The 23,473-nt window shown below is 59.9% G+C and carries 26 protein-coding genes and 1 riboswitch; of the genes, 10 read left to right on the top strand and 16 right to left on the bottom strand.

Annotated elements, in window-relative coordinates; translation table 11 throughout:
• Positions 1-31: 31 nt before the first annotated feature.
• The 8 genes from HV744_RS29180 to HV744_RS29150 all read right to left on the bottom strand — a co-directional run bounded on the left by HV744_RS29180 (position 32) and on the right by HV744_RS29150 (position 5,415).
• Positions 32-229, bottom strand: coding sequence for a heavy-metal-associated domain-containing protein (locus tag HV744_RS29180; RefSeq protein ID WP_175152825.1), 198 nt, complete (start codon positions 227-229; stop codon positions 32-34).
• 72 nt (positions 230-301) lie between these two features.
• Positions 302-697, bottom strand: a complete 396-nt coding sequence (gene cueR, locus HV744_RS29175; RefSeq protein ID WP_175152839.1) for a Cu(I)-responsive transcriptional regulator — start codon at positions 695-697, stop codon at positions 302-304.
• Positions 698-1,084: 387 nt separating this feature from the next.
• The gene (locus tag HV744_RS29170) at positions 1,085-1,654 is read right to left on the bottom strand and encodes a class I SAM-dependent methyltransferase (protein WP_217469170.1); all 570 of its coding nucleotides are present in this window, start codon (positions 1,652-1,654) and stop codon (positions 1,085-1,087) included.
• Positions 1,655-1,766: 112 nt separating this feature from the next.
• Complete coding sequence (locus HV744_RS38090; RefSeq protein ID WP_281363679.1) at positions 1,767-1,895, bottom strand: hypothetical protein; 129 nt, start codon at positions 1,893-1,895, stop codon at positions 1,767-1,769.
• A gap of 69 nt (positions 1,896-1,964) precedes the next feature.
• The gene (locus HV744_RS29165) at positions 1,965-2,315 is read right to left on the bottom strand and encodes a copper-binding protein (RefSeq protein ID WP_175152824.1); all 351 of its coding nucleotides are present in this window, start codon (positions 2,313-2,315) and stop codon (positions 1,965-1,967) included.
• Between the two features lie 61 nt (positions 2,316-2,376).
• A complete protein-coding gene (locus HV744_RS29160; RefSeq protein WP_175152823.1) occupies positions 2,377-3,672 on the bottom strand; it encodes a multicopper oxidase family protein in 1,296 nt (431 codons plus the stop codon).
• 1 nt (position 3,673) lies between these two features.
• The gene (locus HV744_RS29155) at positions 3,674-5,107 is read right to left on the bottom strand and encodes a TolC family protein (protein ID WP_175152822.1); all 1,434 of its coding nucleotides are present in this window, start codon (positions 5,105-5,107) and stop codon (positions 3,674-3,676) included.
• A complete protein-coding gene (locus HV744_RS29150) occupies positions 5,104-5,415 on the bottom strand; it encodes a hypothetical protein (RefSeq protein WP_175152821.1) in 312 nt (103 codons plus the stop codon). Before HV744_RS29150 ends, HV744_RS29155 begins: the two co-directional genes overlap by 4 nt.
• 824 nt (positions 5,416-6,239) lie before the next feature.
• Here HV744_RS29150 and HV744_RS29145 point away from each other — a divergent pair.
• Entirely contained in the window at positions 6,240-6,431 is a 192-nt protein-coding gene (locus tag HV744_RS29145) for a heavy-metal-associated domain-containing protein (RefSeq protein WP_175152820.1), read from the top strand.
• A gap of 152 nt (positions 6,432-6,583) precedes the next feature.
• Here HV744_RS29145 and HV744_RS29140 read toward each other — a convergent pair whose 3' ends face one another.
• Positions 6,584-7,921, bottom strand: a complete 1,338-nt coding sequence (locus tag HV744_RS29140) for an ATP-binding protein (RefSeq protein WP_175152819.1) — start codon at positions 7,919-7,921, stop codon at positions 6,584-6,586.
• The gene (locus HV744_RS29135; RefSeq protein ID WP_175152818.1) at positions 7,885-8,559 is read right to left on the bottom strand and encodes a response regulator; all 675 of its coding nucleotides are present in this window, start codon (positions 8,557-8,559) and stop codon (positions 7,885-7,887) included. Before HV744_RS29135 ends, HV744_RS29140 begins: the two co-directional genes overlap by 37 nt.
• Positions 8,560-8,849: 290 nt before the next feature.
• On the opposite strand from HV744_RS29135, the gene HV744_RS29130 reads away from it, so the two are divergent.
• From HV744_RS29130 to copM, 7 genes are all read left to right on the top strand, one after another.
• Positions 8,850-10,016, top strand: coding sequence for a TolC family protein (locus HV744_RS29130; protein WP_175152817.1), 1,167 nt, complete (start codon positions 8,850-8,852; stop codon positions 10,014-10,016).
• A gap of 7 nt (positions 10,017-10,023) precedes the next feature.
• Positions 10,024-11,061, top strand: coding sequence for an efflux RND transporter periplasmic adaptor subunit (locus HV744_RS29125; protein ID WP_175152816.1), 1,038 nt, complete (start codon positions 10,024-10,026; stop codon positions 11,059-11,061).
• A complete protein-coding gene (locus HV744_RS29120) occupies positions 11,058-14,114 on the top strand; it encodes an efflux RND transporter permease subunit (protein ID WP_246279240.1) in 3,057 nt (1,018 codons plus the stop codon). The genes HV744_RS29125 and HV744_RS29120 overlap by 4 nt, the downstream gene beginning before the upstream one ends.
• A gap of 113 nt (positions 14,115-14,227) precedes the next feature.
• Positions 14,228-15,436, top strand: coding sequence for an MFS transporter (locus HV744_RS29115; RefSeq protein ID WP_175152837.1), 1,209 nt, complete (start codon positions 14,228-14,230; stop codon positions 15,434-15,436).
• The gene (locus HV744_RS29110) at positions 15,433-16,194 is read left to right on the top strand and encodes a phosphatase PAP2 family protein (RefSeq protein ID WP_175152814.1); all 762 of its coding nucleotides are present in this window, start codon (positions 15,433-15,435) and stop codon (positions 16,192-16,194) included. Before HV744_RS29115 ends, HV744_RS29110 begins: the two co-directional genes overlap by 4 nt.
• Before the next feature lie 119 nt (positions 16,195-16,313).
• The gene (locus HV744_RS29105; RefSeq protein ID WP_175152813.1) at positions 16,314-16,511 is read left to right on the top strand and encodes a heavy-metal-associated domain-containing protein; all 198 of its coding nucleotides are present in this window, start codon (positions 16,314-16,316) and stop codon (positions 16,509-16,511) included.
• A gap of 228 nt (positions 16,512-16,739) precedes the next feature.
• The gene (copM, locus tag HV744_RS29100; protein WP_175152812.1) at positions 16,740-17,138 is read left to right on the top strand and encodes a CopM family metallochaperone; all 399 of its coding nucleotides are present in this window, start codon (positions 16,740-16,742) and stop codon (positions 17,136-17,138) included.
• A gap of 163 nt (positions 17,139-17,301) precedes the next feature.
• On the opposite strand, the gene HV744_RS37690 is transcribed toward copM, so the two are convergent.
• The 5 genes from HV744_RS37690 to HV744_RS29080 all read right to left on the bottom strand — a co-directional run bounded on the left by HV744_RS37690 (position 17,302) and on the right by HV744_RS29080 (position 20,650).
• Complete coding sequence (locus HV744_RS37690) at positions 17,302-17,586, bottom strand: hypothetical protein (RefSeq protein WP_246279239.1); 285 nt, start codon at positions 17,584-17,586, stop codon at positions 17,302-17,304.
• Between the two features lie 150 nt (positions 17,587-17,736).
• Positions 17,737-18,432 (bottom strand): glycine zipper 2TM domain-containing protein, encoded by a 696-nt coding sequence (locus HV744_RS29095; protein WP_175152811.1) that lies wholly within the window; start codon positions 18,430-18,432, stop codon positions 17,737-17,739.
• A 407-nt stretch (positions 18,433-18,839) separates the two neighbouring features.
• Positions 18,840-19,073 carry a DUF1289 domain-containing protein gene (locus HV744_RS29090; protein ID WP_175152810.1) on the bottom strand — a complete coding sequence of 78 codons (234 nt, stop codon included), beginning with the start codon at positions 19,071-19,073 and terminating at the stop codon, positions 18,840-18,842.
• 3 nt (positions 19,074-19,076) lie between these two features.
• Positions 19,077-20,363, bottom strand: a complete 1,287-nt coding sequence (dmeF, locus tag HV744_RS29085) for a CDF family Co(II)/Ni(II) efflux transporter DmeF (RefSeq protein WP_175152809.1) — start codon at positions 20,361-20,363, stop codon at positions 19,077-19,079.
• An 8-nt stretch (positions 20,364-20,371) separates the two neighbouring features.
• A complete protein-coding gene (locus tag HV744_RS29080) occupies positions 20,372-20,650 on the bottom strand; it encodes a metal/formaldehyde-sensitive transcriptional repressor (protein WP_175152808.1) in 279 nt (92 codons plus the stop codon).
• A gap of 110 nt (positions 20,651-20,760) precedes the next feature.
• Positions 20,761-20,945, top strand: a riboswitch (yybP-ykoY riboswitch).
• A gap of 11 nt (positions 20,946-20,956) precedes the next feature.
• On the opposite strand from HV744_RS29080, the gene HV744_RS29075 reads away from it, so the two are divergent.
• Positions 20,957-21,547 carry a TMEM165/GDT1 family protein gene (locus HV744_RS29075; RefSeq protein ID WP_175152807.1) on the top strand — a complete coding sequence of 197 codons (591 nt, stop codon included), beginning with the start codon at positions 20,957-20,959 and terminating at the stop codon, positions 21,545-21,547.
• A gap of 127 nt (positions 21,548-21,674) precedes the next feature.
• Positions 21,675-22,736 carry a DMT family transporter gene (locus HV744_RS29070; RefSeq protein WP_175152836.1) on the top strand — a complete coding sequence of 354 codons (1,062 nt, stop codon included), beginning with the start codon at positions 21,675-21,677 and terminating at the stop codon, positions 22,734-22,736.
• Positions 22,737-22,752: 16 nt separating this feature from the next.
• Here HV744_RS29070 and HV744_RS29065 read toward each other — a convergent pair whose 3' ends face one another.
• Positions 22,753-23,466 carry a 3-keto-alpha-glucoside-1,2-lyase-like domain-containing protein gene (locus tag HV744_RS29065; protein WP_175152806.1) on the bottom strand — a complete coding sequence of 238 codons (714 nt, stop codon included), beginning with the start codon at positions 23,464-23,466 and terminating at the stop codon, positions 22,753-22,755.
• Between the last annotated feature and the right edge of the window lie 7 nt (positions 23,467-23,473).

Here is a 23,473-nt window from a genome sequence, read left to right as displayed (position 1 = left end):
CCGCAGGACCGGCACTATGCCGGCGAGAGGGTCAAGCGCGAACAGCGGGGGTGTACCCTGATTCCTGGATGGCCGACAAAAAAATGTCGGCACCGCGCGCGGATTCGATGCGCACCGTCCTGGTCGCAACGTCGATGTCCACCGTCGCCTGTGTGTCGACTTCCTTGACCGCTTTCGTGATCACGCCCGCACAATGCCCGCAGGTCATGTCTTTGACTTCCAGTTCCATTTTGAAAACTCCGTTGTGTTGTGAGCAATTCCACTATCGACCTTCCAACCGTTGGAAGGTCAAGCGCTGCAACTAATGTCTTTGGCCAGCCAGGGCTTCCAGAATTGGGCATTCGGGGCGTAAGTCGCCCCTGCAGTGCTCGGCCAGATGCGCCAGCGTGTCTCTCATCTCTGTCAGTTCCCCGATACGCTGGTCCAATTCCGCGATATGCCCCTTCACGAGCCGCTTGACCTCACTACTGGGCCGGCTTCGGTCTTCCCAAAGGCTCAGCAATACGGAAATCTGCTTCATCGAGAAGCCGAGGTGGCGAGCTCGTCCGACGAAGCGCAGCACCTCCACATCCTTGTGCGTGTACACCCGATAATTCGATTCTGTCCGCGTGGCGGCCTGAATCAGGCCGGCCTCTTCATAGTGGCGAATCATCTTGGCGGAAACGCCGGACGCCTTCGCGACTTCACCAATGTTCATGTCGAGCTCCCTCCAAACAGCGGCCCACTGGCCATCGGAGTTCATTTTGAACATTCCTGCAATGGGAAGGTCAAGCAGTAATTGACCAGAGATTGATGCTGCGGCGAGATGGTCGTTGGGTTCGTTGAGGTCGTCGTGATGCTGGTGCGCCAGCGTCCCCGGCATATTGCAGGGAAACGGAATTAGCGGGACCGGGCGGTAATCGTGAGCCTGAAAATACACGGGCTGAACGTCATTCAGGGCTCCAGTCTGCGCCGTATGAGAAACCCGCTTATCAGTGACACGTAGGATGGCTTCCGGACCCGAAGCGGGCATATAGGTATCGCGAACAGCGGCGCGGCAGTGGCGTCAGTTGAGACTGCCGGGTTGCATCCGCCCTTCATCAGGTTATGGCTTTGCGGCGATCGCGCAGAATGCGTTGTCTGTCTCGATGACCTTTGCTTCGGCGAAGCCGGCGACTGCGAGCCTTTCAACCAATCCGCTGCGCTGTTGCCCCGAATGGAGTGTGAAACCAAGCGCAATCCTGGCGCCCGACTTCATCACCCGCTGCATCTCTATAAGGCCGGCGGTGGCGTCCGGCCACACTTGCATGGAGTTGATGGTTAACGCCTTGTCGAACGTGTTTTCTTCGAACGGCAAGCGCTCCGCAGAGCCGATTCGCAGGTCGACCTGACCACAATCAATTGCCTGGGCGTTCCGAACCGTGGCCTGCCTCAACATCTCCGGAGACGGGTCGATGCCGGCAATATGCTTCGCGGACGCCGCCAGAAGCTGAATGCCCACTCCGGGTCCGAAGCCAACCTCAAGTACGCTATCGGTTCCCCGAATCTCCAGCAAGTCGACCACCCAGGCGGCGCATGGCTGATTCGTCTTTGCCATGACCACGCCACCTAGCCGGCCGAGAACGCCATGCGGACGGCCGAACATCTGCATCAAGACGCCTTTGAAAGCGCTCACCGGTATTTTCCTCCCGTATGTCGTAACGCAAAGTCAGTACGAAAGCATTCCATTGCGACTTCATGGATTCAACATAGGTGATAACCAAAAGCAATCAAGAGAAATGGAACGGTCACGGGCCGCTTTTCGCCGCCGGAGTCGCGTGTTCGGGCTTGCCATGGGCGAACGCAGCGGCCGGCGCGAGTCCAAACGTCACTGTCACCGCCATGCCCATCAGTCTGTTGCGAGTGTTTGTTTTCATGTTCTCAAGAATCCAGATAGTCGCTTGGACCGCTGCGGCACGGAGGCCGCAGCGTGCGTTGCCCGCCGGTTATTGCTTCTGCAGCTTGGTAATAGTCACGACGTCATTCGCCTCTTCGGCAACGAAATCAATTTTGTCGCCAACTTTGACCTCTGAGAGCATCGCTGGGTCCTTGACGTTGAACACCATCGTCATGGCGTCCATGCCCAGATTCTCTATCGGACCGGCTTTGATGGTCAGCTTTCCTGCGGCGGCGTCGACCTTCCGGACTTCTCCATGCGACATGCTGGCCTGTGCCTGGGCCCCTTGTTTGGAACTGCTGCCGCTCATGTCCATGTTGCCCATGTCACCGGCGGCATAGGCCGTTGCCGACACTGTGAGCACGCAGCCAGTCAGAATCAATGCAAGCGCTTTTTTCATTACTGTTTCTCCATTGGTTAAACGATGAAAACGAGTTGGACCTGGCGTCCGGCTATCACAATCAGCTATCCGGCAGCTCGCCGGCGTATTCGTAAGCGACAGTCCCCTTGGGGTGCCTGTACCAGCCCGGGTCGCGGTAGTCGTTGTGGCCCAGTCCTTCGCGTACCTTCACGACGGTGAACATTCCGCCCATCTCGAGCGGCCCGAACGGGCCCTTGCCCGTCATCATCGGCAGCGTGTTGTCGGGCAGCGGCATCTCCATTGCGCCCATGGCGCCGCCCGTGCTGCCCATCGGCATGTAGTCGGGAACCAGCTTGTTGATGCGCTGCGCGAGGTCTTTTTGCGGGACGCCAATCATGTTCGGCACCTGATGCCCCATCGCGTTCATCGTGTGATGCGACTTGTGGCAGTGAAACGCCCAGTCGCCGGGCCGATTGGCGGTGAACTCGATGGCGCGCATCTGGCCGACTGCCACGTCAGAGGTGACCTCCGGCCAGCGCGCGCTCTTTGGAATCCATCCACCATCGGTGCCCGCGACCTCGAAGCGATAGCCGTGCAGGTGGATAGGGTGGTTGGTCATCGTCAGATTGCCGAAACGGATGCGCACACGGTCGCCAGCACGGATAGGCAACGGGTCGATGCCCGGGAACACGCGCGAGTTCCACGTCCACATGTTGAAGTTGGTCATCTCGTTGACGCGCGGCGTGAAGCTGCCTGGGTCGATGTCGAACGCGGACATGACGAACACGAAATCGCGGTCGACGGGCATCAACGACGGGTCTTTCGGATGCACGATGAACAGGCCCATCATTCCCATCGCCATCTGCACCATTTCATCGGAATGCGGGTGGTACATGAACGTGCCGTGCGTTTCCAGTTCGAACTCATACACGAACGTCTTTCCCGGCGGAATATGCGGTTGCGTGAGGCCGCCCACGCCGTCCATCCCGGAAGCCAGCAGCATCCCGTGCCAATGAACGGTCGTGTGCTCGGGCAGCTTGTTGGTCACGAAGATGCGGACCTTGTCGCCTTCGACCGCTTCGATGGTCGGACCCGGCGTCTGACCGTTGTAGCCCCACAGGTTCGCGTTCATGCCCGGCGCCATCTCGCGCACCACCGGCTCGGCTATCAGGTGGAACTCCTTCCAGCCATTTTTCATCCGCCACGGCAGCGTCCAGCCATTCAACGTGGCAACGGGCGTGTACGGTCGGCCGTTTGGCGGTGCGAGCGGCGGTTGCGTCGTGGCATTCGACATCGTCGGCGCTTCGGGCAGCGACGCCGCGCCAGCCTTGCTGACCAGCGCCGCCCCCAACAGCGCCGCACCGGAGCCGCCCAGGAATTTTCGACGTGAAACCATGTTATTCACCTTCAGAATCGTTGGGCGACGCGGCTTGCGTCGTGGGTGCGGATGGCGCCGAGGCCATCGCGAGCGGCGGAAGACGGCCACCGAGCGCCTGTTGCAGGTCAGTCTCCGCGAGCCAGTATTCCTTCAGCGCGTCGATGTAGCTGTTCACGGCACCGACCTGGTCGCGTGAATCGGCAAGCAGGTCGAACGCGCTCGCGAGCATGCCGTTGTAGCGAAGCAGCATTTCGTCCGAAATGGCCTTCCGAATCGGCACGACGTCGTCGCGGTAGTGCTTTGCAACGTCGTAATCGGTTACGTACGCCGAATACGACTCCCGCACTTCCGACCGCGCGTTAATCGCGGTCTCGGCAACACGGTTGACCGACTGCATGTATATCGCTTCGGAACGGGCCACTTTCGCGCTACCCCAGTCGAATAGGGGTATTTCGACGCCGATTTGATAGCCTTGTTGATGTCCATCGGACGTCGTGAAATTGTTCTGGTACCCGACATCCACTGCATTGATGACACGCGTCACCTTGCTAAGACCCAAAGAGGAAGCGACCCTCTGCGTCTGCAGCTTCGCCGCCTGGATGTCCAGCCGGTTCAGCATCGCGAAACTCTCAAGGTCGTTCAGCTCAGGCCTGGTCTTTGGGAGGTCCGGCAGGCGCTCGGGAAGTACGTACTGCGTTTGTGCCCCCCACAGGCCCATCGTGCGCGTGAGCTTTTCCCGGGCGGACACTGACTGCTGCCGCGCTTTCGCCACTTGCGCCACCGCATCTGCATAGAACGCCTGCTCGCGCGCGTAGTCGAGCTTGCTGACGTTGCCTGCCTGCTGCATACGCTGCGCGAGTTCGGCGCCGGCCTCCGCTGAATCCTTCACCTGCCCGGTGTATGCGACAGACTGCCCGGCAGCGACCGCGTTGATATAGGCACGCCGGGAATCGGCGGCCACCTTGAGCATCGCATCTGCCGCGAGCAGTTTGGTTTGCTCGAAGCGGCGGCTTTCAATGCGCGTCGCCAGTGGCATCGTCAGGACACTCATCAAGCCGAGCGTGAAGGTGCGATTGATGCTCAGGGAGCCGTTCCCCTGCGTGCGACTGAACATGAATCCGGGGTTCGGCAGTCGTCCCGCCTGAACGAGGTCCGCCTCCGAAATCCCGAGCTCGCCATATGAGGCTTGCAGGCCACGGTTGTTCAGCAAAGCGATTTGCACCGCGTCGTCCATGCTGAGTGGCTTCGAAAGCAGCTCCTGCGTGCGCTTTGCAACCGTCTCCCGGTCTTCGTCCGTCTTCACCAGTACAGCGTCTTTTCCGAGTCGTTCGGACGCCACCGTGGAAACAGTATTGAAGCCGCCGTCCCTGGAAAACGTCGTACAGCCAGCAAGGAACGCAAGCGCAGTGGCGGCAGCAATGGCGCGGCCGTTCAAAAAGAAGTGGCGCATCATTTGACCGGTTCCTCGTGGCGCGAGCTGTGCTCGATATATTTGGCAGCGGTGCCGCCGGACGGCATATTGCCGTGGCTCATCCCGGCCATTCCTGCCATCCCTGATGAACTCGTCACTGCCCGATTAAGCTCCTGCCAGGTAGGCGCTTTCTGGTCCAGGTATGGTTGGTAGTCCGCGAAGGCGGACGGCACACTGACCGCCGGAACCGATGCGGCGGCGTCGGTCGGGTCAGGAAGTGCGGTAGTGGCGTGCGCGAGCGCCGGCAACAATGCCGCCGCGCTGAAGAGCGCCGCAATAAACATTCGCATGGATTTTTCTCGTCGTAAGTCACCTTGATGGCCGACGTGCGGCCATCAGGGCGAAATTGCACATCGCAGCGTGAGGCTGCGACCGAAGGACTAGACGAGAGAAATTCGGGGAGGGCGTTCGACCCCGTCAGTCAGAAACGACGGGACACGAGCTGAGGGGGGAACCGGAACGGCAAAATGAACTGCGTTGGCAGATGTTGCCACTGTCGCGGCGAGCGGCAGGCCCCCGCCGAAACAGCAGGAAGCGCATGTCGAACACGTGTGAACATGCTGGGCATCGCCAGTGTGATGGCTGTAGTGGTCGCCATCGGCCGTCATCGCATCATGCATCTGATGATGGTGAGCCGACTCTTCCCAGTCCGCGTGCTGCGCGGTCGCCCCATCCCCACCGAAATGCGAAGGCTCGCATATCATGGAGACGGCCGCGAACGACTGAACCGGAAGGCTCAGTGCCAACAGCATCACGACGAGGAGTTTGCGCCAGTACGACATGGATGCGAAGTCTAGCATGGGGTTTAGAACGGCGCAGGGTCGCGAAAGTGCCGCGTGTAACTGCAACCTCTGAGCGAGTCCGCTCGCCCGTCAGTCAGTCAGTGTGTAGCCGCAAGCCGCACTCGCCAGAGCAGTTTTTATTGCCACCTGCGGGGCATTCCAAGTGAAAGTCCAGCTGCACGTAGTTCTTTCGTCATCTAAAGGCCAGCGCCGGTGCGCACCGACTGACGACTTCGCACCTCATTTTGTCGAGAGAATTGCATCGGCCACTTGACCTTCCGATGGTGGGAAGGTCCAGAGTGAGAGTCGCTCGTTTATATCTGGAGCGAAAAATGCAATTTGAAGTGAAGGATATGTCGTGCGGCGGCTGCGCCAGCGCCATCATTCGCGCAATCACCAGCATCGACCCGGCGGTTAAACTGGACATTGATGTGGCCGCAAAAATGGTGAAAATCGATTCGTCATTCCCGCAGAACCAACTGGTCGCCGCGATTGAGGCCACCGGATTTCATCCAACCGTCTGAGCTCATCAAGGCGCAAAAAGAGGAAATCGCCTATATGAAGAAGTGGCAGGCAGAACATCCGACGAAGTGATGGCCGGGAACGCCTAACCTCAGAGGCGTTCCTTTGCGATACATAGAACCCAGCCACGGGCCACAACCCGGGCCCCCTGGATTCACGTCGTACTTCCCAGCGGCTGAATATACCGTGCGCGAAATCCACCCGGAATGTTTGCGAGGTCCAGCCGGCCGCTCGCGCGTCGCGCGATTTCAGTCACGATGGACAAGCCCAGGCCACTTCCTGTAGCGGTTGAATGCCCAAGGCGATAGAACGGCTCCAGCACATGCTCAAGTTCGTTGTCCGGTATGCCGGGTCCTGTGTCAGTGACCTCAAATATCAGTTCGCCCGCTCTCTGAAAAGCCGACACGTCGACCTTCCCGCCATCGGGGGTGTATCGCACGGCATTGTCGACCAGGTTCCTCAGCACCACCGCCATGGATGACGCATCGACCACCACGTCAATGTCGTCAACCTGCTCAATCCCGAGGTCAATGTCCTTTGCGCGGGCAAGTCCGATGCTGGTATTGATAGCGTCAGTCACCGCAGTACGCAACGACCACGCTGCCGGCTGCTCCAGTGCTGCCTGCTCAGACCTCGCCAAGGCCAGCAGTTGCTCCACCAGCCGGTGGGTACGTCGCAATCCAGACTGGAACGCCGAGAGTCGCTCGCGAGCATCAGGTGACGTGATGGTTGCGCCCAGGTTACCCGCTTGCAACGACAGGGCCGCAAGTGGCGAACGCAACTCATGCGCCGCGCTAGCGACAAAGCGGCGCTGATGACTCATAGCTTCTTTCAGCCGTCCAATGAGGCTGTTGATTGACCGGACAAACGGAAGCACTTCGGAGGCGATACCATCTTCCGATAACGGCTCGAGCGAGGCATCCGTTTGCTGGTCCACGACCGTCGCCAGATTTGAGAGCGGCGCCAGTTTCGTTCTGACAATAACAACGACGACCACAAACAGAACCGGCATCAGGAGAAGCACGGGCACGAGCGTCCTCATTGCACCGTCACGGGCAATTTCGTCACGCAGTGCAGAAGGCTCAGCGACGGCGATGCGCTCGCCATTCCGCAGCGTGCGGATATTGACTCGCCAGCTCTGTCCGCTGCCGTCGAGGTCGTGAAACCCGTCGGCCATCGCACGAGGAATCGTGAGTCCCGCCGCCTGCGACAGGCCAGCCGACGTTTCGCTTAGCCTGTCGATGACGACTTTGACGTCTGGGTCCTGAGAGCTTTCGACCGAAGACCGCGTTTCCGTGAGCGCCAGTGCGTGACTGTCAATCAGGGCAGCAATTTCGTTCAGTTGGCCATCCTGCAGCGCTCGTGCTTCCTGGTAGGCGAACGCGAATGAAAAACCGCATGCGAGCACGCCCACCACTGCCATCACACCGCCAATCCACGCCGAGAGCTGGAGCGTCAGAGAGCGTGATTGTCGTCCTTGTCCACCAGCCATCCCACACCTCGTACGTTACGAATCACCGACGCGCCCAGCTTCTTGCGGATGCCGTGAATCAGGACCTCCACCGCATTGCCTTCCACCTGTTGCTCCCAGGCATAGAGCTTTTGCTCCAGCTGGGTTCGCGAGAGAACCGTCCCTGGGCGCATCAACAGCGCGCTCAAAAGAGCAAATTCCCGACTCGTCAGCCGGCACTCCGCTCCGTCGTACACAGCAATGTGCGTCGCCGCATCGAGCGTGAGCTTTCCGCTTGTCATCCGGGTATCGCCGTGGTCACTCAACCGGCGGGTCACGGCCCGAAGGCGCGCAAGCAGCTCGCCGATTTCGAATGGCTTCACGAGGTAGTCGTCCGCGCCGGCATCCAGTCCGGCGATTCGGTCGTCGACTCCGTCGCGCGCCGTCAGGATAATCACCGGAAGCTTGTTGCCACCGCTGCGCAGCGACCGCAGCACGTCAATGCCATCCCGATGCGGCAGATTCAGGTCTAGCAGTAGGACATCGTGTTCCTGACCTAACAGAGCCCCGGTTGCAGCATCGGCGTCGCGTACCCAGTCGGCTGCATATGCCGCGTCTTGCAACGACTGGACAATCGCGTCGCCAATCATTTCGTCGTCTTCAACCAGGAGAATTCTCATTGGCCTCAAGTAATCAAAGGTGTCGTGCTAAGCCAAAACTAATTCTTGCGGCATAGCATCCGAAGCGTTTTTTACACCGGATAGCCATCGTGCCGAGTGGTGCCTACGATACTAGGTCGCAAAGCGGAAGTAGCGCAACCAGTCATCAACGACATGACGGTCTCTGCGCGCTCGTGCGGGTTGCGCTTATGGCATTGGTCTTAACGCTGTGTGGCTGCGCATCGTATGCCCCCAAGCCTCTTCCGGCGACTCCGGAATGGCCCGATGACGTTGCGGCAACGACTGCACCGTTGACCGTCGACCAGGCGGTCGAACGCGCGCTTGAGCACAGTCCGGATGTCCGTCGCGCCGAGCGCGAACTGCAAATCGCCACGGCGCACAAATATGCGGATGGCCTGCTTCCGGACCCTCAGCTTAGCATCAGCACTGACCGCCCTGGCGCCGCAGGATTTGTCCCGGCGTTCATGGTCGGGCTCAGCTATGAGGTGTCCGCGCTCGTTGACCACCCGGCAAAGCAGCGAGGCGCGACAGCGGCACTGGAAAAACAGCAGTTCGCGCTGCAGTGGACCAAATGGCAGGTCGCCAATCGCGCCTACGCGCTATACGTCACCAATGTGAGTCTTGCCCGGGTCGAGGCAGAAGTCGAACAACTCGTGCTCCATGAGCAGGTCTTCGATAACCGTATGCAGCAGGCGCTCGCACGGGGCGACGTGACGCGCGACATCGCAGTGCAGTCGGACACCGCGTATCGCGACAGCTTGCAGCAACTGGATACGCTTGGGCAGGACCATCTGAGAGCTCAGCAGGAACTCGCAGCATTGCTCGACCTGCCGCCAGGCACGCGCCTGATTCTTGCGGCGCCCCCTGAACCCTACGACGTCCCTCCCGACGCAGTGCGAGACGCGCTCGCCAATCTCGGCCAGCGTCGTCCTGACCTGCTGGCGTTGCGCGCCGGTTACGCAGAACAGGACGAGCGCTATCGCGCAGCACTTCTCGGGCAATTTCCCCGTCTGGATATCGGCGTTACGCGGGGCCGGGACACGTCTGCCATCTATACCTCGGGCATCGCGGTCACGGTGACGTTGCCCCTGTTTAACGGCAATCGGGGAAACATTGCGGTCGAAAAAGCCACGCGGGAAAGTCTGTACGAGGAGTACACGCAACGGCTCAAAGAGGCTCACGCGGCCGTCGACAACATCGTCGCAAATATGAACCTGCTCGACGACCAGCTTCGCAACGCCCGGTCACTGGAAGCGTCGCTGGACGGAGCGATGCGACAGGCGCGTAGCGCTCACGCTCGAGGCGACGCAACACTCCCAACGCTGATGGACCTCGAGTCTCGACGACTGAATCAGCGCATCGCGACCACGAAGCTCGCGAACGCCGTGCTTCAGCAGCAGGTCGAGTTGTGCACCCTGATTGGCATAAGCGCCATCGACCACCAATCTCTTCAATAGGTCCGAGATGAAGCCTGTCCGCCTGCTCGTTATTGCTGCCATCCTGAGCTCGTGGTGCGCCGCAAGTCCCCGCGTGTTCGCCCAGGACGTTGTGACAATGCCTGCGGTACAGAAACGCATTGTGGTGAAGGTATCTGCGCCAGCGCACGTGCAGGCCGTGTCCAATGCAGTCTTGGCCGCTCCGACAGCGGGCATCGTTTCAGGTTTGAGAATCACGCCCGGCGAACCGGTTCAACCAGGGCAGACGCTTGCGCGCCTCACTGGGCCAACGGTGACGTACGAGAAGGCACGTCTTGCAGCGGACGTCAAAACTGCCCGGCTGCGCGTGTCGGCAGCAACCCAGGCTGCTGAGATTGAACAACAAAAGTTCGATGACCAACTCAGCACGCGCGACGCTATCGCCCGCGTTCGCGCAGACCTGGACGCGGCGCGTCAGCAACTGGTTACCGCACAGGCGGCGGCTCAGGGCTACGTCGGACTTGCGACAATTACTGCGTCGGAACCAGGCGTAGTGACAGCGGTCAGCGCAGCCGACGGTCAATACGTGAGCGCTGGACAGGCGCTTGTGACTGTCTCGTCGTCACGCGACCTCCATGTTGTCGCAAATTTCTACGGGAGCGACGCCGCCCTGGTTGCAGTCGGCATGAAGGCGGTGTTCCTGCCTGAATCCGGCGAGGCGCCCGTCTACGTTGTCGTCAAACGTACTTCATGGAGCGTTCCAACCCCCGGTCAGCTCGAAGTCTGGCTCAGTCCCGTGCAGGGCGGCAGCCTGGACTCCGGCGCGGTTGGCACCGTATCCCTTTCTGCATCAGACGACAGGCAGTTAGCCGTTCCATCCACGGCACTCGTACTCGACAGCGGCGAATGGTGGGTACTGGTTCACGACAACACGGGAAATCACCGTCGTCACGTCGCGCCTGGATTAGCTGATGCTGGCTGGACCTCTATCAGGAATGGGCTCTCAGCTGGCGAGCTGGTCGTCACTCAGGACGCTTATCTGCACTTCCATCAGGATTTCTCTTCACGCTACCAGCAAGCCGATTGACGCCTTTCGACAAAAATATGCTGAACAATATCGTCAAGCGGCCCTTGCTATGGGTCATGCTGTACGGCGCACTGATTGCCTACGGCATCTATGCGCTCATCAACATCCACTCGGAGGTCCTGCCGCAGTTCAACATGCCGCAGGTGAGCATCGTCGCCCAGTTGCCCGGGGCAACGACACTCGACCTTGAGGGACTGATTGCCCGGCCCGTTGAGGCGGAACTCACGTCACTTCAGGCACTGAGCGACGTGCGGACGGTTGTGAGCCAGGGCTCGGTCAAAATCGAAGCGCGTTTCGCAGAAGGGACAACCGCTGCAAGCGCTCTGCAGGACGTCAATGGCGTGGTGGGCCGCGTCAATGGCGCGCTTCCCAAAGGGACGAGCCTGACCACCGAAATCTCCGGCAACGCAATCAACGAAGTCGCGGACTACGCAATACAGATTCCTGACGGCGTCGATGTATCACAGGTGCAGCGGCTCGTCGAATCGAACTTTGCACCCCGTGTCAGGGCGGTCGCTGGCGTACAACGCGTGTCCGTCGTGGGACCGGGTGCAGATGCGATCTGGGTGCGGCCTGACCTCGGGAAGTTGCAACGGTTCAACGTTTCGGCGTCGGCGCTTGCGTCGTCACTCGAAACCTCGACTGCGATGGTGCCGAGCGGATATGTCGACCTGGGCCATCAGGACGTTTTTATCGAAGGCAGAAATCTGCCAACTGAACCGTCTGCCTATGCCGGCGTGTCCGTACAGACGCCCAGCGGCGCGGTCCCGCTCGGGGCGGTAGCTGGCGCTGTACGCTCAGCATTGCCGTCACACCACGCTGTCAAACTCGACAACCGGCCGACCATCGCGCTGATTGTGTTCAAGCAACCTGGCGCGTCGACAGTGCCGGTCGTCGACGCAGTGGACAAGACGCTACGCGAGCTTGAACCGCAACTGCCACGAGGTGCGCACTTCGTGCGCATTTACAGCCAGGGGCACATTGTCGGCGTGGTCGCCCAGGATTTGACACGGAACCTTGCCATCGGCGCGGTGCTGGCCGTTGCCGTCCTGTTCTGGATGCTCGGCGCGAGTCGCGGAATATGGGCACTCGCCTTGAGCATCCCGCTCTCGCTCCTGATGGGGATTGCCGGCCTGTATCTGATGGGACAGACCCTGAACCTGCTGACATTCGGTGCCCTTTCGGTTGCGGTAGGCTTGCTGGCCGACGATGCCATCATCGTGCTTGAGAGCATCTACCACCGATGGGAGCTAGGCGATGGCCGGTGGGAAGGGGTGGCTCAGGGCTTGCGCGACATCGCTGGTCCCGATATTTCCGGCACGCTGACCATCGTCGCGGTGTTTCTGCCACTCGCATTCGTGGGCGGTCTGGCTGGACTGTTCTTTGTCCCGTTCTCACTGGCGATGACTGTGAGTCTTATCGCCTCGCTCATCATCTCCCTGAGCCTCATTCCACTTGTACTGGGCTTCATTGGACCGCATGTCGAAAAGAGAGCGACATCAGGTTCGCGTGCAGTCGCATGGCTGAAGAAGCATAACTTCCGGTTACTGGATTTTACGCTGCGCCGCCCACGGCTCTCCCTGTGGACTTGCATCGTCATTTTTGCTGTTTCGGTGGCCGGCCTCGCGTTGGTCCCCATCGACTTCCTGCCGTTGCCCAATGAGGAAGTCCTGCTCGAGAGCTTTACGCTGCCTCCCGGTACATCGTTGCACGACAGTCAGGACGTGGCCGACCGCATCAGTCAGCGGCTGTTGGGGCTGGACCCGGTCGCACATGTCTTCACGCGCGTAGGCTCCGCATCGGGCACGTCCTACACCGAACCCGCCTACGCAGGCGAGATTCAAATCGCGCTGAAGCCGAACGTGAATGCCAGCAGTCTCGACAAAATCGGTGAGCAGGTCCTCGCCGCGTCGAAGCTCCCCGCAGTGCAAACAGCGATTGGAACACCGACGCTGGAGCGAGTGGGCGAAACGCTCTCCGGGTTGCCCCAGCCATTCGTGATTGACGTGTACGGCGATTCCATCACGACCCTGCAGTCGCTCTCATCTGAGGTGACGAGCCGACTGGCGAGAGTGCCGAACCTGTCGGATGTGTTCAACAACGATGGTTACCCCATCACCGAGCTGCAAATCACACCCGACCCGGCTGGTCTCGCCCTACACGGCATCACGCCGGCCCAACTTTTCTCACAGTTGCATATCCTGCTGGCGGGACAGACGATTGCAACGGTTCCGGAGGGCAACAGCCACCTCGACGTCTTCATTCGACTGGCGGACCCCACGCAGCTCTCCATCGAGCAGCTGAAACAAATCCCGGTCATGGCCAACGGCTGGGTCGCCTTGCGGGATGTGGCCAACGTCCAGATGGCGACGGGGCCCAATGTCATCCGACATCTGAACGGGCTTCGTGCGATTGAGATATTGGCGACGCCCACCGCACCGCTCGGGCAGGTCATCTCGGCCTCAAGGCGAGCGCTGGAAACGCTTCACATGCCGGCGGGATATGAAGTGAAGTTCGGCGGCCTGTTTCCGCAACTGGAGCACGCAGCGCTCAACGTCATTATCGCGGCGGCTGTCGCGCTGGCGCTCATGCTGGGTATCCTGACGCTGCAATTCGACGGTTTGCTGGTGCCGGGACTACTTCTATTACAGATGCCACTGGCATTCTCCGGTGGCGCCATCGCGCTGGTCGTGAGCGGCATCGGTCTGAACGCCATCGGCCTCATTGCGTTTCTCACACTGATTGGTGTCAGTCTGAACCACGGCATTGTGCTGCTGCAGCTTGTTAGGCGAAATGAGGCGCAGGGATTATCCGTGCTCGATGCAGTACGAGACGCGGTCGAAGTGCGGTTCCGGCCAATTCTCCTGACCGTGCTAACCGCCTCGCTCGGCCTGCTGCCAACCGCCCTTGGTTTCGGCAAAGGTGCAGCACCGGAACAGGGGCTTGCCGTCGTTACACTGGGCGGGCTGGTCTGGAGCGGGCTGCTCAGTACGAATCTGCTGCCGGCGCTTTATGTGTACCGGCGCGAACGGCAGCTCCGAAAGGCATCCTAGGTCTGGCCGACGCCTAAATGTCTCGAAGTCAGTTAGCGTGTTTCACCGCTCTGTTGCGCAGCGGTGTGACAATACCGGCGTTGATGCAGACCTTCAGTGAACAGAGAGGACACGTGCAGACTGATTCCACCCAGCGCGCCAGTACGCTGAGCCAAATCCCCCGTGGCATCTGGATGCTTGGCTTCGTGAGCATGTTCATGGACATCTCGTCGGAAATCATCCACAGTCTTTTGCCGATGTTCCTCGTGACGAGCCTCGGTGCGAGCGCCATGATGGTCGGACTGATTGAAGGCGTTGCTGAGGCAGCTTCGCCCATCGTGAAAGTGTTTTCAGGCGCACTGAGCGACTACCTCGGCAACCGCAAGTGGCTCGCGGTAATCGGATACGGCTTGGGGGCGTTGAGCAAACCGCTGTTCGCACTGGCGCCTACGGCTGGCATTGTCTTGACGGCACGTGTGGTCGACAGGGTAGGCAAAGGTATTCGAGGCGCGCCGCGCGATGCGCTCGTGGCTGACATCACTCCCGCGCATCTGCGTGGCGCGGCCTATGGCCTGCGGCAATCGCTAGACACCATTGGCGCATTTCTCGGGCCGTTGCTCGCGGTCGTGCTGATGCTGATATGGGCGGACAATTTCCGCTGGGTATTCCGGGTCGCGGTAATCCCGGGGCTCGTTGCGGTTGCGTTGCTGGCTTTCGGTATCAGGGAACCAGCGCGGCAGCCGGGAGCGAAGCGTGTCAATCCGGTTACGCTCGAAAACCTGAAGAAACTGTCGCGGGCATACTGGTGGGTCGTCGGCGTCGGTGCAGTCTTCACGCTCGCACGCTTCAGTGAAGCATTTCTCGTGTTGCGCGCCATGCACGGTGGCGTCCCGATAGCTCTTGTACCTCTCGTCATGGTGGCGATGAACGTCGTGTATTCGCTTTCTGCGTACCCGTCTGGAAAGCTGGCCGACTCGATGAGTCACACGAGGCTACTGGCGGTCGGCCTCGTGGTACTCATCGCATCTGACATCGTGCTGGCTCATGGAGACTCGTGGCCAGTCGTAATACTCGGCGTGGCCCTTTGGGGACTGCATATGGGACTGACGCAGGGTCTGCTGGCGACCATGGTTGCGCAATCAGCACCGCCCGAGCTGAGAGGCACCGCGTTCGGCTTCTTCAACCTGATGAGCGGGCTGGCGATGCTTGTCGCGAGTGTTGTGGCCGGTGAACTCTGGGACCGCTTCGGAGCGAGTGCGACGTTTTATGCCGGGGCGGGATTCTGCGTCGCGACGCTGTTTTTGCTGGCGACCGGTACAGCCACACGCAGCGTAAAAGCATGACCTGGCGTCTGCTTTATGAGCGCATCGGGGTCCGCAACCTGCTCGTGGCAGGCGTGCTGGTAATTGGTGGCGTATGGCTCTTCCTCGGCATACTGGAGGACGTCATCAGTGGCGACCCGCTCGTCGCCGCCGACGTCCAGATTCACGCCGCGTTGCAACGGATTCGCTTCCCGTTACTCGATTCGCTGATGGTTGGCGCGTCAGAACTGGGTGACGCGGCTGTCACGGTTCCTGTCATTCTCGTCGTCCTTGTCTGGCTCGTATGGCAAAAGACGCTGCGAAGCGCCGTTTACTGGATTGCGGCCATCGGGTTCGCGCAGTTCTTCGTAGTGACGCTGAAATTTGTCATCCGCCGACCCCGTCCCGCGTTGATGTATGACGGGGTGCAGGGTTTCTCCTTTCCCAGCAACCACGCGACGCTAAGCATCGTCACATACGGTTTTCTTGCATTCTTCGTTGCGCGTGCCTGGGGCAACGTTGCGCGGTTTCGCATTGCGATAGTAACCAGCCTGTTCATTCTCCTCATCTCCTTCTCACGCCTTTATCTTGGAGCCCACTGGTTTTCAGATGTTCTCGCTGGAATCAGTTTCGGCGTGGCGTGGATATCAACGGCGGCCGTGCTCCATCACGTGGGCGATGAAAATCAAAGGGACGCTTCTTCTCTCGGTGCGGTGTCCTTCGTGACGTTTGTCATCAGCGCGACCGTACACATCGTCATGCAGCACGGTGACGACCTGGCTCTTTACTCGCCGAGGTAGCTTCTTGGTAGCCGCCTGCAACCGGCAGCAGACAGTGAAAGCAAGTGCATCACGACTGCTTGACCTTCCCGCCATGGGAAGCTTCAGGATGTGGGTTCCGGTTAGCCCTGGAGGTAAAAATGAAATTCGAAGTTCTGGATATGTCATGCGGCGGGTGTGCCAACGCCGTTACGCGCGCAGTCAATGGCATTGACCCGGCAGCGAAGCTGAACATCGACGTGGATGCAAAGCTCGTGACAGTCGATTCGACTCTCGTGCCCGACCGTGTGCTCGCGGCAATTGAAGCAGCGGGGTTTCACCCAACTGTCAAAGCGTAGTTGCATCGTGTCGTCCACGAGAGCCGAAACCTGATTCGCGACGTCATACCCTGGGGGTTGCCCGCATTTTCCTTATGACGTCGCTTTTCAAACTGGCGCTCCTGGGTCGATGCGAGTGATGCCCGGGGTCCGATTGACGGCACCTCCAATAGCGACAAACGCTCACACGAGCATTTTCGCCATCCATCTCACCGTTACTCGCGTGACGTTTAATCAAGGAGATTCAAGATGCAAAGTTCAACCGCCCTTCGTGCCGCGTCCGTTTTTGCCTGCATGACGTTGGCTATTGCTGCTCTTCCCGCGAACGCTCAGCAGAATGCGTCAACGCCTGGGATGAATATGTCCAGTTCGGCCGATACCGGGTCAGGTTCATCGACAGCAGCGTTCAAGGAAGCTGACGAGCGCATGATGAAAGGCATGAGTGCCCCTCCATACACGGGAGATGCCGATAAGGACTTCGTGTCGCACATGATTCCGCACCATCAGGGTGCCATTGAGATGGCGAAGGTGGAACTGAAGTATGGCAAGGACCCCGAGCTGAAGCGGTTGGCCAGGAACATCATCAATGCCCAGCACGACGAAATCGGCTTTATGCAGAGATGGCAGGCGAAACACGGCGGCAAGTAACCGCCCGCGTCAATCGGGCTGAGCGCCCCAAAACGGACCCACGGCGAATCCGGCTAAGGCTACGGCACTTACCGGGCTGCAAGAAATGGCCCTTGCCCCGGAAGAGTCGCGCTCAGTTCCGTCTGCGACCATTCACACGCTATCGAGTGCCCGCAGCGGCAAATCAGTCATCGTCCTCGTGATGATGGTGTTCCCATCCGCGATGCCAACCGTGGTCATGCCATCGGCGCCGGTCGCCGTCATCGCCTTCATAGCGGTATCCGTAGCCATAGACTGGGGCCGGTGCGTAGACCACCGGCGGCGGCGCCTCATACACGACCGGCGGTGGCGCCACGTAGACTGGACCAGGAACACCCAGATAAACTCCGATGTCCGCGTGAGCGAAAGCCGCGCTGGAAGCACAGGCAGCGGAAATTCCCACTGCGAGAAAAAGGGTAGTGCGCTTCATGGAGTTCTCCTGTCCTGCCCGGTTCTGGCGGGTGCCAGACAGCGACGAGTGACGCGGATTATAGGGGGGCCACGCCGCAGCAGGTACGGCCGGATTGTCGATTCTGTAACCGGCAGTAACCGTAAAGGTCCCGCCGGTCTTGGTGGCTGATTACGACGCGCTCAGGGAGTCGCCCGAGACATGAACGCGCTCACCGACCTGGACCGGCGGCTGCGTCGAATAGTTGAAGTTCCGGTAGCTGCCGTCCTGCATCCTGACCTGCACCTGGTAGCTCGTCGCCTTGCGCACAGCATGCTCGATGCCATTCCCCGCAAGGCCACCGCCGACGGCGCCGGCAATCGTTGCCAGAACGCGACCGCGTCCTCCGCCGACCTGATTTCCCAACAGCCCGCCAGCGACTGCCCCGCCTACGGCTCCGAGACCCGTGGTCGGCTCGGGTTGCTGGACCGTATTGACTGCGACTACTTCGCCGGCGTTCGGGTCAGCGGCGACTGGCCTCGGCGCGGGTTGTGCCGAGGATTGGTATGCGTCGTTAGTCGCATACCTCGGGGCCTGCTCAACTGGCACGCTATGGTGATGATGAACACGCGGCTGGGCGGGTGCTTCCTGTCGCGTAACGCGTTGCTCCACGTTCGGCTGCGGCGAAGCAACCGGTGCGCTGGCGATTTGTGCCGCGACCGGCATAGCCTGCGTCGGCGGCGCCGTCACAGCTCGGGAGGTCGGAAGAATGCCCGTCATCGCCGCGATACCCGTAGCGCTGGCCAGGATAACGGCGACGGCCGCACCTGCAACCAAAGGGTGAATGCGACCACGCTGCGGTGAACTGGAAGTCAGGTTGGTGCTCATGTCGCGCTCCGTTGATGTATGTCAGCAAGAACGCGGCAGCCGACAGAGCGGTGCACCAAGCCATTGTGAGATTTGTAAGCAGTTGTAGTGCTCTACGGAGGGTTCAAGGGGAAGCTTCCTCAAGGGCAGACTGTAGAAGAGTCAAGGACAGCCTCGCGTCAGACTGCACTCTTTTTTAAGGTCAGGATACGGCGCCGGAACGTTGGTTTCCACTCAACACCGACGCGCGAAAGCGTCATCTACATCCATGGCATGCAGAAAAAAAGGACCCGTACGTGCTGTCGGGTCCCATAAGGGATGGTTGTCGCCCAAGGTCAACGACGGCACCGCAAATGATAGGAGGTGGGCAAAAGAGCACCCACCAGATATTAAAGTGTGCTGCGAAGCTCAACTTGAAACGGCCCGCCTTAACCCGCGTCGTCAGGATGCCCGTTCGCGTCTTCGATGCAGTTCAACGTTCGCTGTGATTCCCGCTGCACCTTAGCCTCTCGACGGGACCGGTCGTTGATGACCTGATGACGCCGGTGGTCGGTCATCGTCTTCCAGCCGCGAATTTCCTCTCGCGTACGGAAGCATCCCACGCACAAACCGGATTTGCCATCAATTCGACACACGTCGATACACGGTGAGTTGACTGCCATCGCTCAAGCCGCCGCGCGGGTGGGATTCACCTCGACTGTCACATGCGACAGCCCCCTGAAGCGCTTGAGAGCCGCGTGATAGAAGCTCGGGTTACGCTGCGATTCATTGGTCGCAACCGATACCACGGCGCTCATGTGACCCGGTCCGAGGCGCCACACGTGAAGGTCGAGCACCCTGTCACCGTTGCCTTCAATGACATGACGCACGTTGTCAGCCATCTTCCGGTCGGGGTTCATGTCGAGCAGAATTCCCCCCGTGTCGCGCATCAGGCCATAGGACCAGTTTGCAATCACCAGCGCACCAATGACACCCGCGAGCGGGTCCATCCAGAGCCAGCCAAAAGTGCGTGCCAGCAGCAGACCAATGATGGCGAGCACCGAGACTGCTGCGTCTGCCATCACGTGAATGTACGCGGACCGGATGTTGTGGTCCCGGGTAGCTGCTTCATGAACATCGTCATGGCCGTGCTCGTGCTCTTCGAACTCGACTTCATGCTCGCCATCAGGCAACTGAACGATGGCCCTGAACGCGTGCGGCTCGGGGATGTTTTCTTTCGACTCGAAGTAACCGCCCCGGTCAGCAAACGCGAACGATTGACGCGTACCATCAGGTCGCATTGTCGTGACGGAGAGGATTTGTGCATCGAGCTTCGAATTTTCAGTTTCAGGCGTGATGCGAAAAACCGGAGGCACGCCATCTTCAAAGATGGACACGGCAAACACACCGGACGGTGCAAAGACGCGCTGCACCTCTTCTTCGTGCGCATGCTCATCGTGGCCATGACCATGGCTATGTCCGTGACTGTGACCATGGCTATGTCCGTGATGGTCGCCGCTCAGCAACCAGACACTGACGATGTTGACGAGCAGGCCGACCACCGCGATTGGAATCGCTTCACCGAAATGGATGGGCACGGGCGAGAGGAACCGCGATACGGCCTCGTAGCCAATCAGCAACGCAATCATTGCCAGCACAATGGCGCTCGAGAATCCCGCCAGGTCACCGAGCTTCCCGGTGCCGAAGACAAAACGGGAATCGGTAGCGTGCTTGCGCGCATAGGTATATGCCAGCGCCGCAATCAGCATCGCTCCGGCGTGCGTCGACATGTGGAGGCCATCGGCGACGAGTGCCAGTGACCCGAACATGCTGCCGCCGACGATTTCAACCAGCATCATCGCGCTGCACAGCGCAATCACGGCCCACGTCTTGCGCTCGTTGCTCTCGTGGGCATTACCCAGAAAGATGTGGTCATGCCCCGCCCCAAAGGCGGCGTTTTCAAAATCGCTCATCTCTGCCTCTATTTGAAGTAGCTGTGGACCACTTCGATTAACTGCTCCGTCGCACTACCATCATGCTTTTCGCCAACTTCTTCTGCGTCGACCAGATGGGTGCGGATGTGGTCCTCGAGCACCACCGCCAGCAGACCGTTCATCGCGCCCCGGCAGCTGGTAATTTGCTGAAGAACGTCGTTGCACTCGCGCTCTTCCTCTAGCGCGCGTTCGACGGCCTCGACCTGCCCCTTGATTCGACGGACCCTGTTCAGCAGCTTCTGTTTCTCGCGAACTGTGTGACTCATGACTGGCCTCCATATACGGTAGCGGAGTATATATCGTGAGCGAAATCCATATAGGGTAGAGGGGTATGTCACGGTGAGCTTGTCGCGGCGCAGCAGAAGCGGCTATACTGCGCCAACTCTTCGGGGAGTAGCCGCCTTGGACGTACTGTTCAGGGGCTCATGTCAACATACTTGGACCGGTCGCCAGACTGGCCATGGCGTGAGCAGCGATAGCCTGGCAAGACCGATGACAACATTCCCACCTAGCCGGGTCGCGGGGATGCGTGTCATCGCGTGTTGACCGTGCGGCCCGGTTACAACGAATTCATGCAATCCTTCATCGTTTCGACCAGCGTCGTCGGTCTCGCCGAAATTGGCGACAAGACCCAACTGCTCTCATTGGTCCTCGCAGCCCGCTATCGCAAGCCCATTCCAATCGTGCTCGGCGTTTTTGTTGCGACGCTGATTAACCATGCCGGCTCGGGTGCGCTCGGCGCATGGCTTGCAAGCGTGATTCGGCCTGAAATCATGAACTGGGCGGTGGTCGCGTCGTTCGCGTTGATGGCCGTGTGGATTCTCATCCCGGACAAGCTCGACGACGCTGACGCAGTGTCTACGAAGCACCCGATGGGAGTATTCGGTACTACGGTGCTGACGTTCTTCCTCGCGGAGATGGGCGACAAGACCCAAATCGTGACGATTGCCCTGGCCGCGCGCTTCCACGAATTTTTTGGTGTCGTCGCTGGCACGACACTCGGCATGATGCTGGCGAACGTGCCGGTCATCTATCTGGGCCACAAGTTCGCGGACCGGCTTCCGACCAAAGCGGTCCACGTCCTCGCGGCTATCATCTTCGTTGTCCTTGGCGGATTGGCACTCCGGACGGCGCTTTATCCGGCAGCGCATCCGATGTTCTAACTAATGTCTATCAGCGCCGCCCTGCCTCCGGCGCACCTGTTTTTGCTCTCACCAATACAGTCTCGGGATAGCACCGCAAACCTGCCGCGGCAGGGATGCAACGGTCGACTAAATGGAAGCCTTTGCGATGAACACACGTTTTAATGCCGCATTCACGGCACTGCTGGCCGCTGCGCTTTTTGGTGCGACTACGCCACTCGCCAAGACGCTTCTCGGCACGCTGTCACCCTTCATGGTCGCAGGGCTGTTCTACCTCGGCAGTGGCCTGGGACTCGCTGCGACGATAGTTGTCCAGCGCCTGAAACGGAGCGCTCACGAGCGCCAGAACGAAAGCCGCATTCAGGTAGTGGAAATCCCGTGGCTGCTTGGGGCAATTCTTGCCGGCGGTGTCGCCGGACCAGCGCTGCTGATGCTCGGCCTCAGCACGACACCTGCTGCGACGAGTTCACTGTTGCTGAATCTGGAGGGCGTGTTTACGGCAGTGATTGCGTGGGTCGTATTTCGTGAGAATGTCGACCTGCAGGTCTTCCTGGGGATGGTGGCAATTGTCGGAGGCGGTGTGTTGCTGTCGTGGCATCCTGGCGCGGCGGGCGTTCCGCTCGGCGCATTGCTGATAGTCGGAGCATGCGCCTGCTGGGCTATCGACAACAACCTGACGCGCAAGGTCTCGACCAACGATGCAATGGTCATTGCCTGCCTGAAAGGCCTGGTCGCAGGTTCGGTGAATCTGCTTATCGCGCTACTGCTGGGCGCCCACCTGCCCAGCGTCGGCAAAACAGCCGCAGCCATGCTGACCGGTTTTGCTGGATACGGCGTGAGCCTGGTGCTATTCGTGGTTGCGCTGCGAAACCTCGGTACGGCGCGGACGGGAGCGTATTTTTCGGTCGCGCCTCTCTTCGGTGTTGCGCTGTCGCTAATTCTTTGGCCCGAAATGCCGTCGCTCCTTTTCTGGGCCGCCGCAGCGCTAATGGCATTGGGTGTATGGCTGCACCTGCGTGAGCGCCATGAGCACGCTCACACGCACGACACGCTGGAACACAATCACAGGCATCGCCACGATGAACATCATCAGCACGTTCACGACTTCCCGTGGGATGGAAAGGAACCTCACACCCATGCGCATCGGCACGAGCCCGTTACGCACAAGCATCCGCATTTTCCGGACATCCATCACCGCCATAGCCATTAACCCCACGTGATGGCTATCAGGGCTTCCCGTCGTACGTGAAGTCGTCGAAAGCCGTCACGCTGTCGGCTTTCGTCCAGACCCCGACGGCGCCGGGCGCTCCAATGTGGCGGTCGTCTGTTTCAATGTAGAGCTTACCGTTGAATACCACGCGGATGCGCGCGCCATCGAACTCGACGCGGAGGGTTTGCCAGACGTTGCGACGAACTTCGACATCGACTGCGTTGAGCTCATGCCGTTGCCCTCGCTTGACATAGTAGAGGGTGACGTTGTTCTCCAAGGCATTCACGCGCGCGAGGTAGTAGCTGTCGCCGCTCTCCCAGCGCCATACGACGCCGCCGGCCTGATCCTCTTTTCCAGGTAGCGGCTTGAGCTTGACCTCGACGAAGCCGTCGGCAATCACCACGTCCTTCTTCACACACCACGGGAATGTTCCGTTGCCCGTCTGATTGAGGACGTTCGGTTTGCTCGGCGCCGTCGGGTCCGCTTCTACCGACGTCTGGCCTGCCGCACGCGTGGTCGCAATCCCTGAAAGACGGGCAGGATTGGCCACAATTTGTACTGCGAGCTTTAGAAGCGCGCAGTCATAGTATCGTCCGTACTTGGTGTTGCCGGCGATGACGCTCAGGGCACACGCCAGCCGTTTTCCGTTGACCGTCGCACCTTGGCATCGCACGCAATCAGCGCGATGGATGCTAATACTCTTAAGGAGCGCCACTCCGGCAATCGTCACTCCGTCT

The sequence above is a fragment of the Paraburkholderia ultramafica genome (genome assembly GCF_902859915.1).
Lineage (GTDB): Bacteria > Pseudomonadota > Gammaproteobacteria > Burkholderiales > Burkholderiaceae > Paraburkholderia > Paraburkholderia ultramafica.
The sequence above is the reverse complement of the archived record's forward strand: the minus strand, read 5'-3'. Positions and strand labels throughout refer to the sequence as shown.

Coding starts and splice junctions, on each gene's coding strand:
- HV744_RS29180 (WP_175152825.1), bottom strand. CDS start 229: ATGGAACTGGAAGTCAAAGACATGACCTGCGGGCATTGTGCGGGCGTG.
- cueR (WP_175152839.1), bottom strand. CDS start 697: ATGAACATTGGTGAAGTCGCGAAGGCGTCCGGCGTTTCCGCCAAGATG.
- HV744_RS38090 (WP_281363679.1), bottom strand. CDS start 1,895: ATGAAAACAAACACTCGCAACAGACTGATGGGCATGGCGGTGACAGTG.
- HV744_RS29165 (WP_175152824.1), bottom strand. CDS start 2,315: ATGAAAAAAGCGCTTGCATTGATTCTGACTGGCTGCGTGCTCACAGTG.
- HV744_RS29160 (WP_175152823.1), bottom strand. CDS start 3,672: ATGGTTTCACGTCGAAAATTCCTGGGCGGCTCCGGTGCGGCGCTGTTG.
- HV744_RS29155 (WP_175152822.1), bottom strand. CDS start 5,107: ATGATGCGCCACTTCTTTTTGAACGGCCGCGCCATTGCTGCCGCCACT.
- HV744_RS29150 (WP_175152821.1), bottom strand. CDS start 5,415: ATGCGAATGTTTATTGCGGCGCTCTTCAGCGCGGCGGCATTGTTGCCG.
- HV744_RS29145 (WP_175152820.1), top strand. CDS start 6,240: ATGCAATTTGAAGTGAAGGATATGTCGTGCGGCGGCTGCGCCAGCGCC.
- HV744_RS29140 (WP_175152819.1), bottom strand. CDS start 7,921: ATGGCTGGTGGACAAGGACGACAATCACGCTCTCTGACGCTCCAGCTC.
- HV744_RS29135 (WP_175152818.1), bottom strand. CDS start 8,559: ATGAGAATTCTCCTGGTTGAAGACGACGAAATGATTGGCGACGCGATT.
- HV744_RS29125 (WP_175152816.1), top strand. CDS start 10,024: ATGAAGCCTGTCCGCCTGCTCGTTATTGCTGCCATCCTGAGCTCGTGG.
- HV744_RS29110 (WP_175152814.1), top strand. CDS start 15,433: ATGACCTGGCGTCTGCTTTATGAGCGCATCGGGGTCCGCAACCTGCTC.
- HV744_RS29105 (WP_175152813.1), top strand. CDS start 16,314: ATGAAATTCGAAGTTCTGGATATGTCATGCGGCGGGTGTGCCAACGCC.
- copM (WP_175152812.1), top strand. CDS start 16,740: ATGCAAAGTTCAACCGCCCTTCGTGCCGCGTCCGTTTTTGCCTGCATG.
- HV744_RS37690 (WP_246279239.1), bottom strand. CDS start 17,586: ATGAAGCGCACTACCCTTTTTCTCGCAGTGGGAATTTCCGCTGCCTGT.
- HV744_RS29095 (WP_175152811.1), bottom strand. CDS start 18,432: ATGAGCACCAACCTGACTTCCAGTTCACCGCAGCGTGGTCGCATTCAC.
- HV744_RS29090 (WP_175152810.1), bottom strand. CDS start 19,073: ATGGCAGTCAACTCACCGTGTATCGACGTGTGTCGAATTGATGGCAAA.
- dmeF (WP_175152809.1), bottom strand. CDS start 20,363: ATGAGCGATTTTGAAAACGCCGCCTTTGGGGCGGGGCATGACCACATC.
- HV744_RS29080 (WP_175152808.1), bottom strand. CDS start 20,650: ATGAGTCACACAGTTCGCGAGAAACAGAAGCTGCTGAACAGGGTCCGT.
- HV744_RS29075 (WP_175152807.1), top strand. CDS start 20,957: ATGCAATCCTTCATCGTTTCGACCAGCGTCGTCGGTCTCGCCGAAATT.
- HV744_RS29070 (WP_175152836.1), top strand. CDS start 21,675: ATGAACACACGTTTTAATGCCGCATTCACGGCACTGCTGGCCGCTGCG.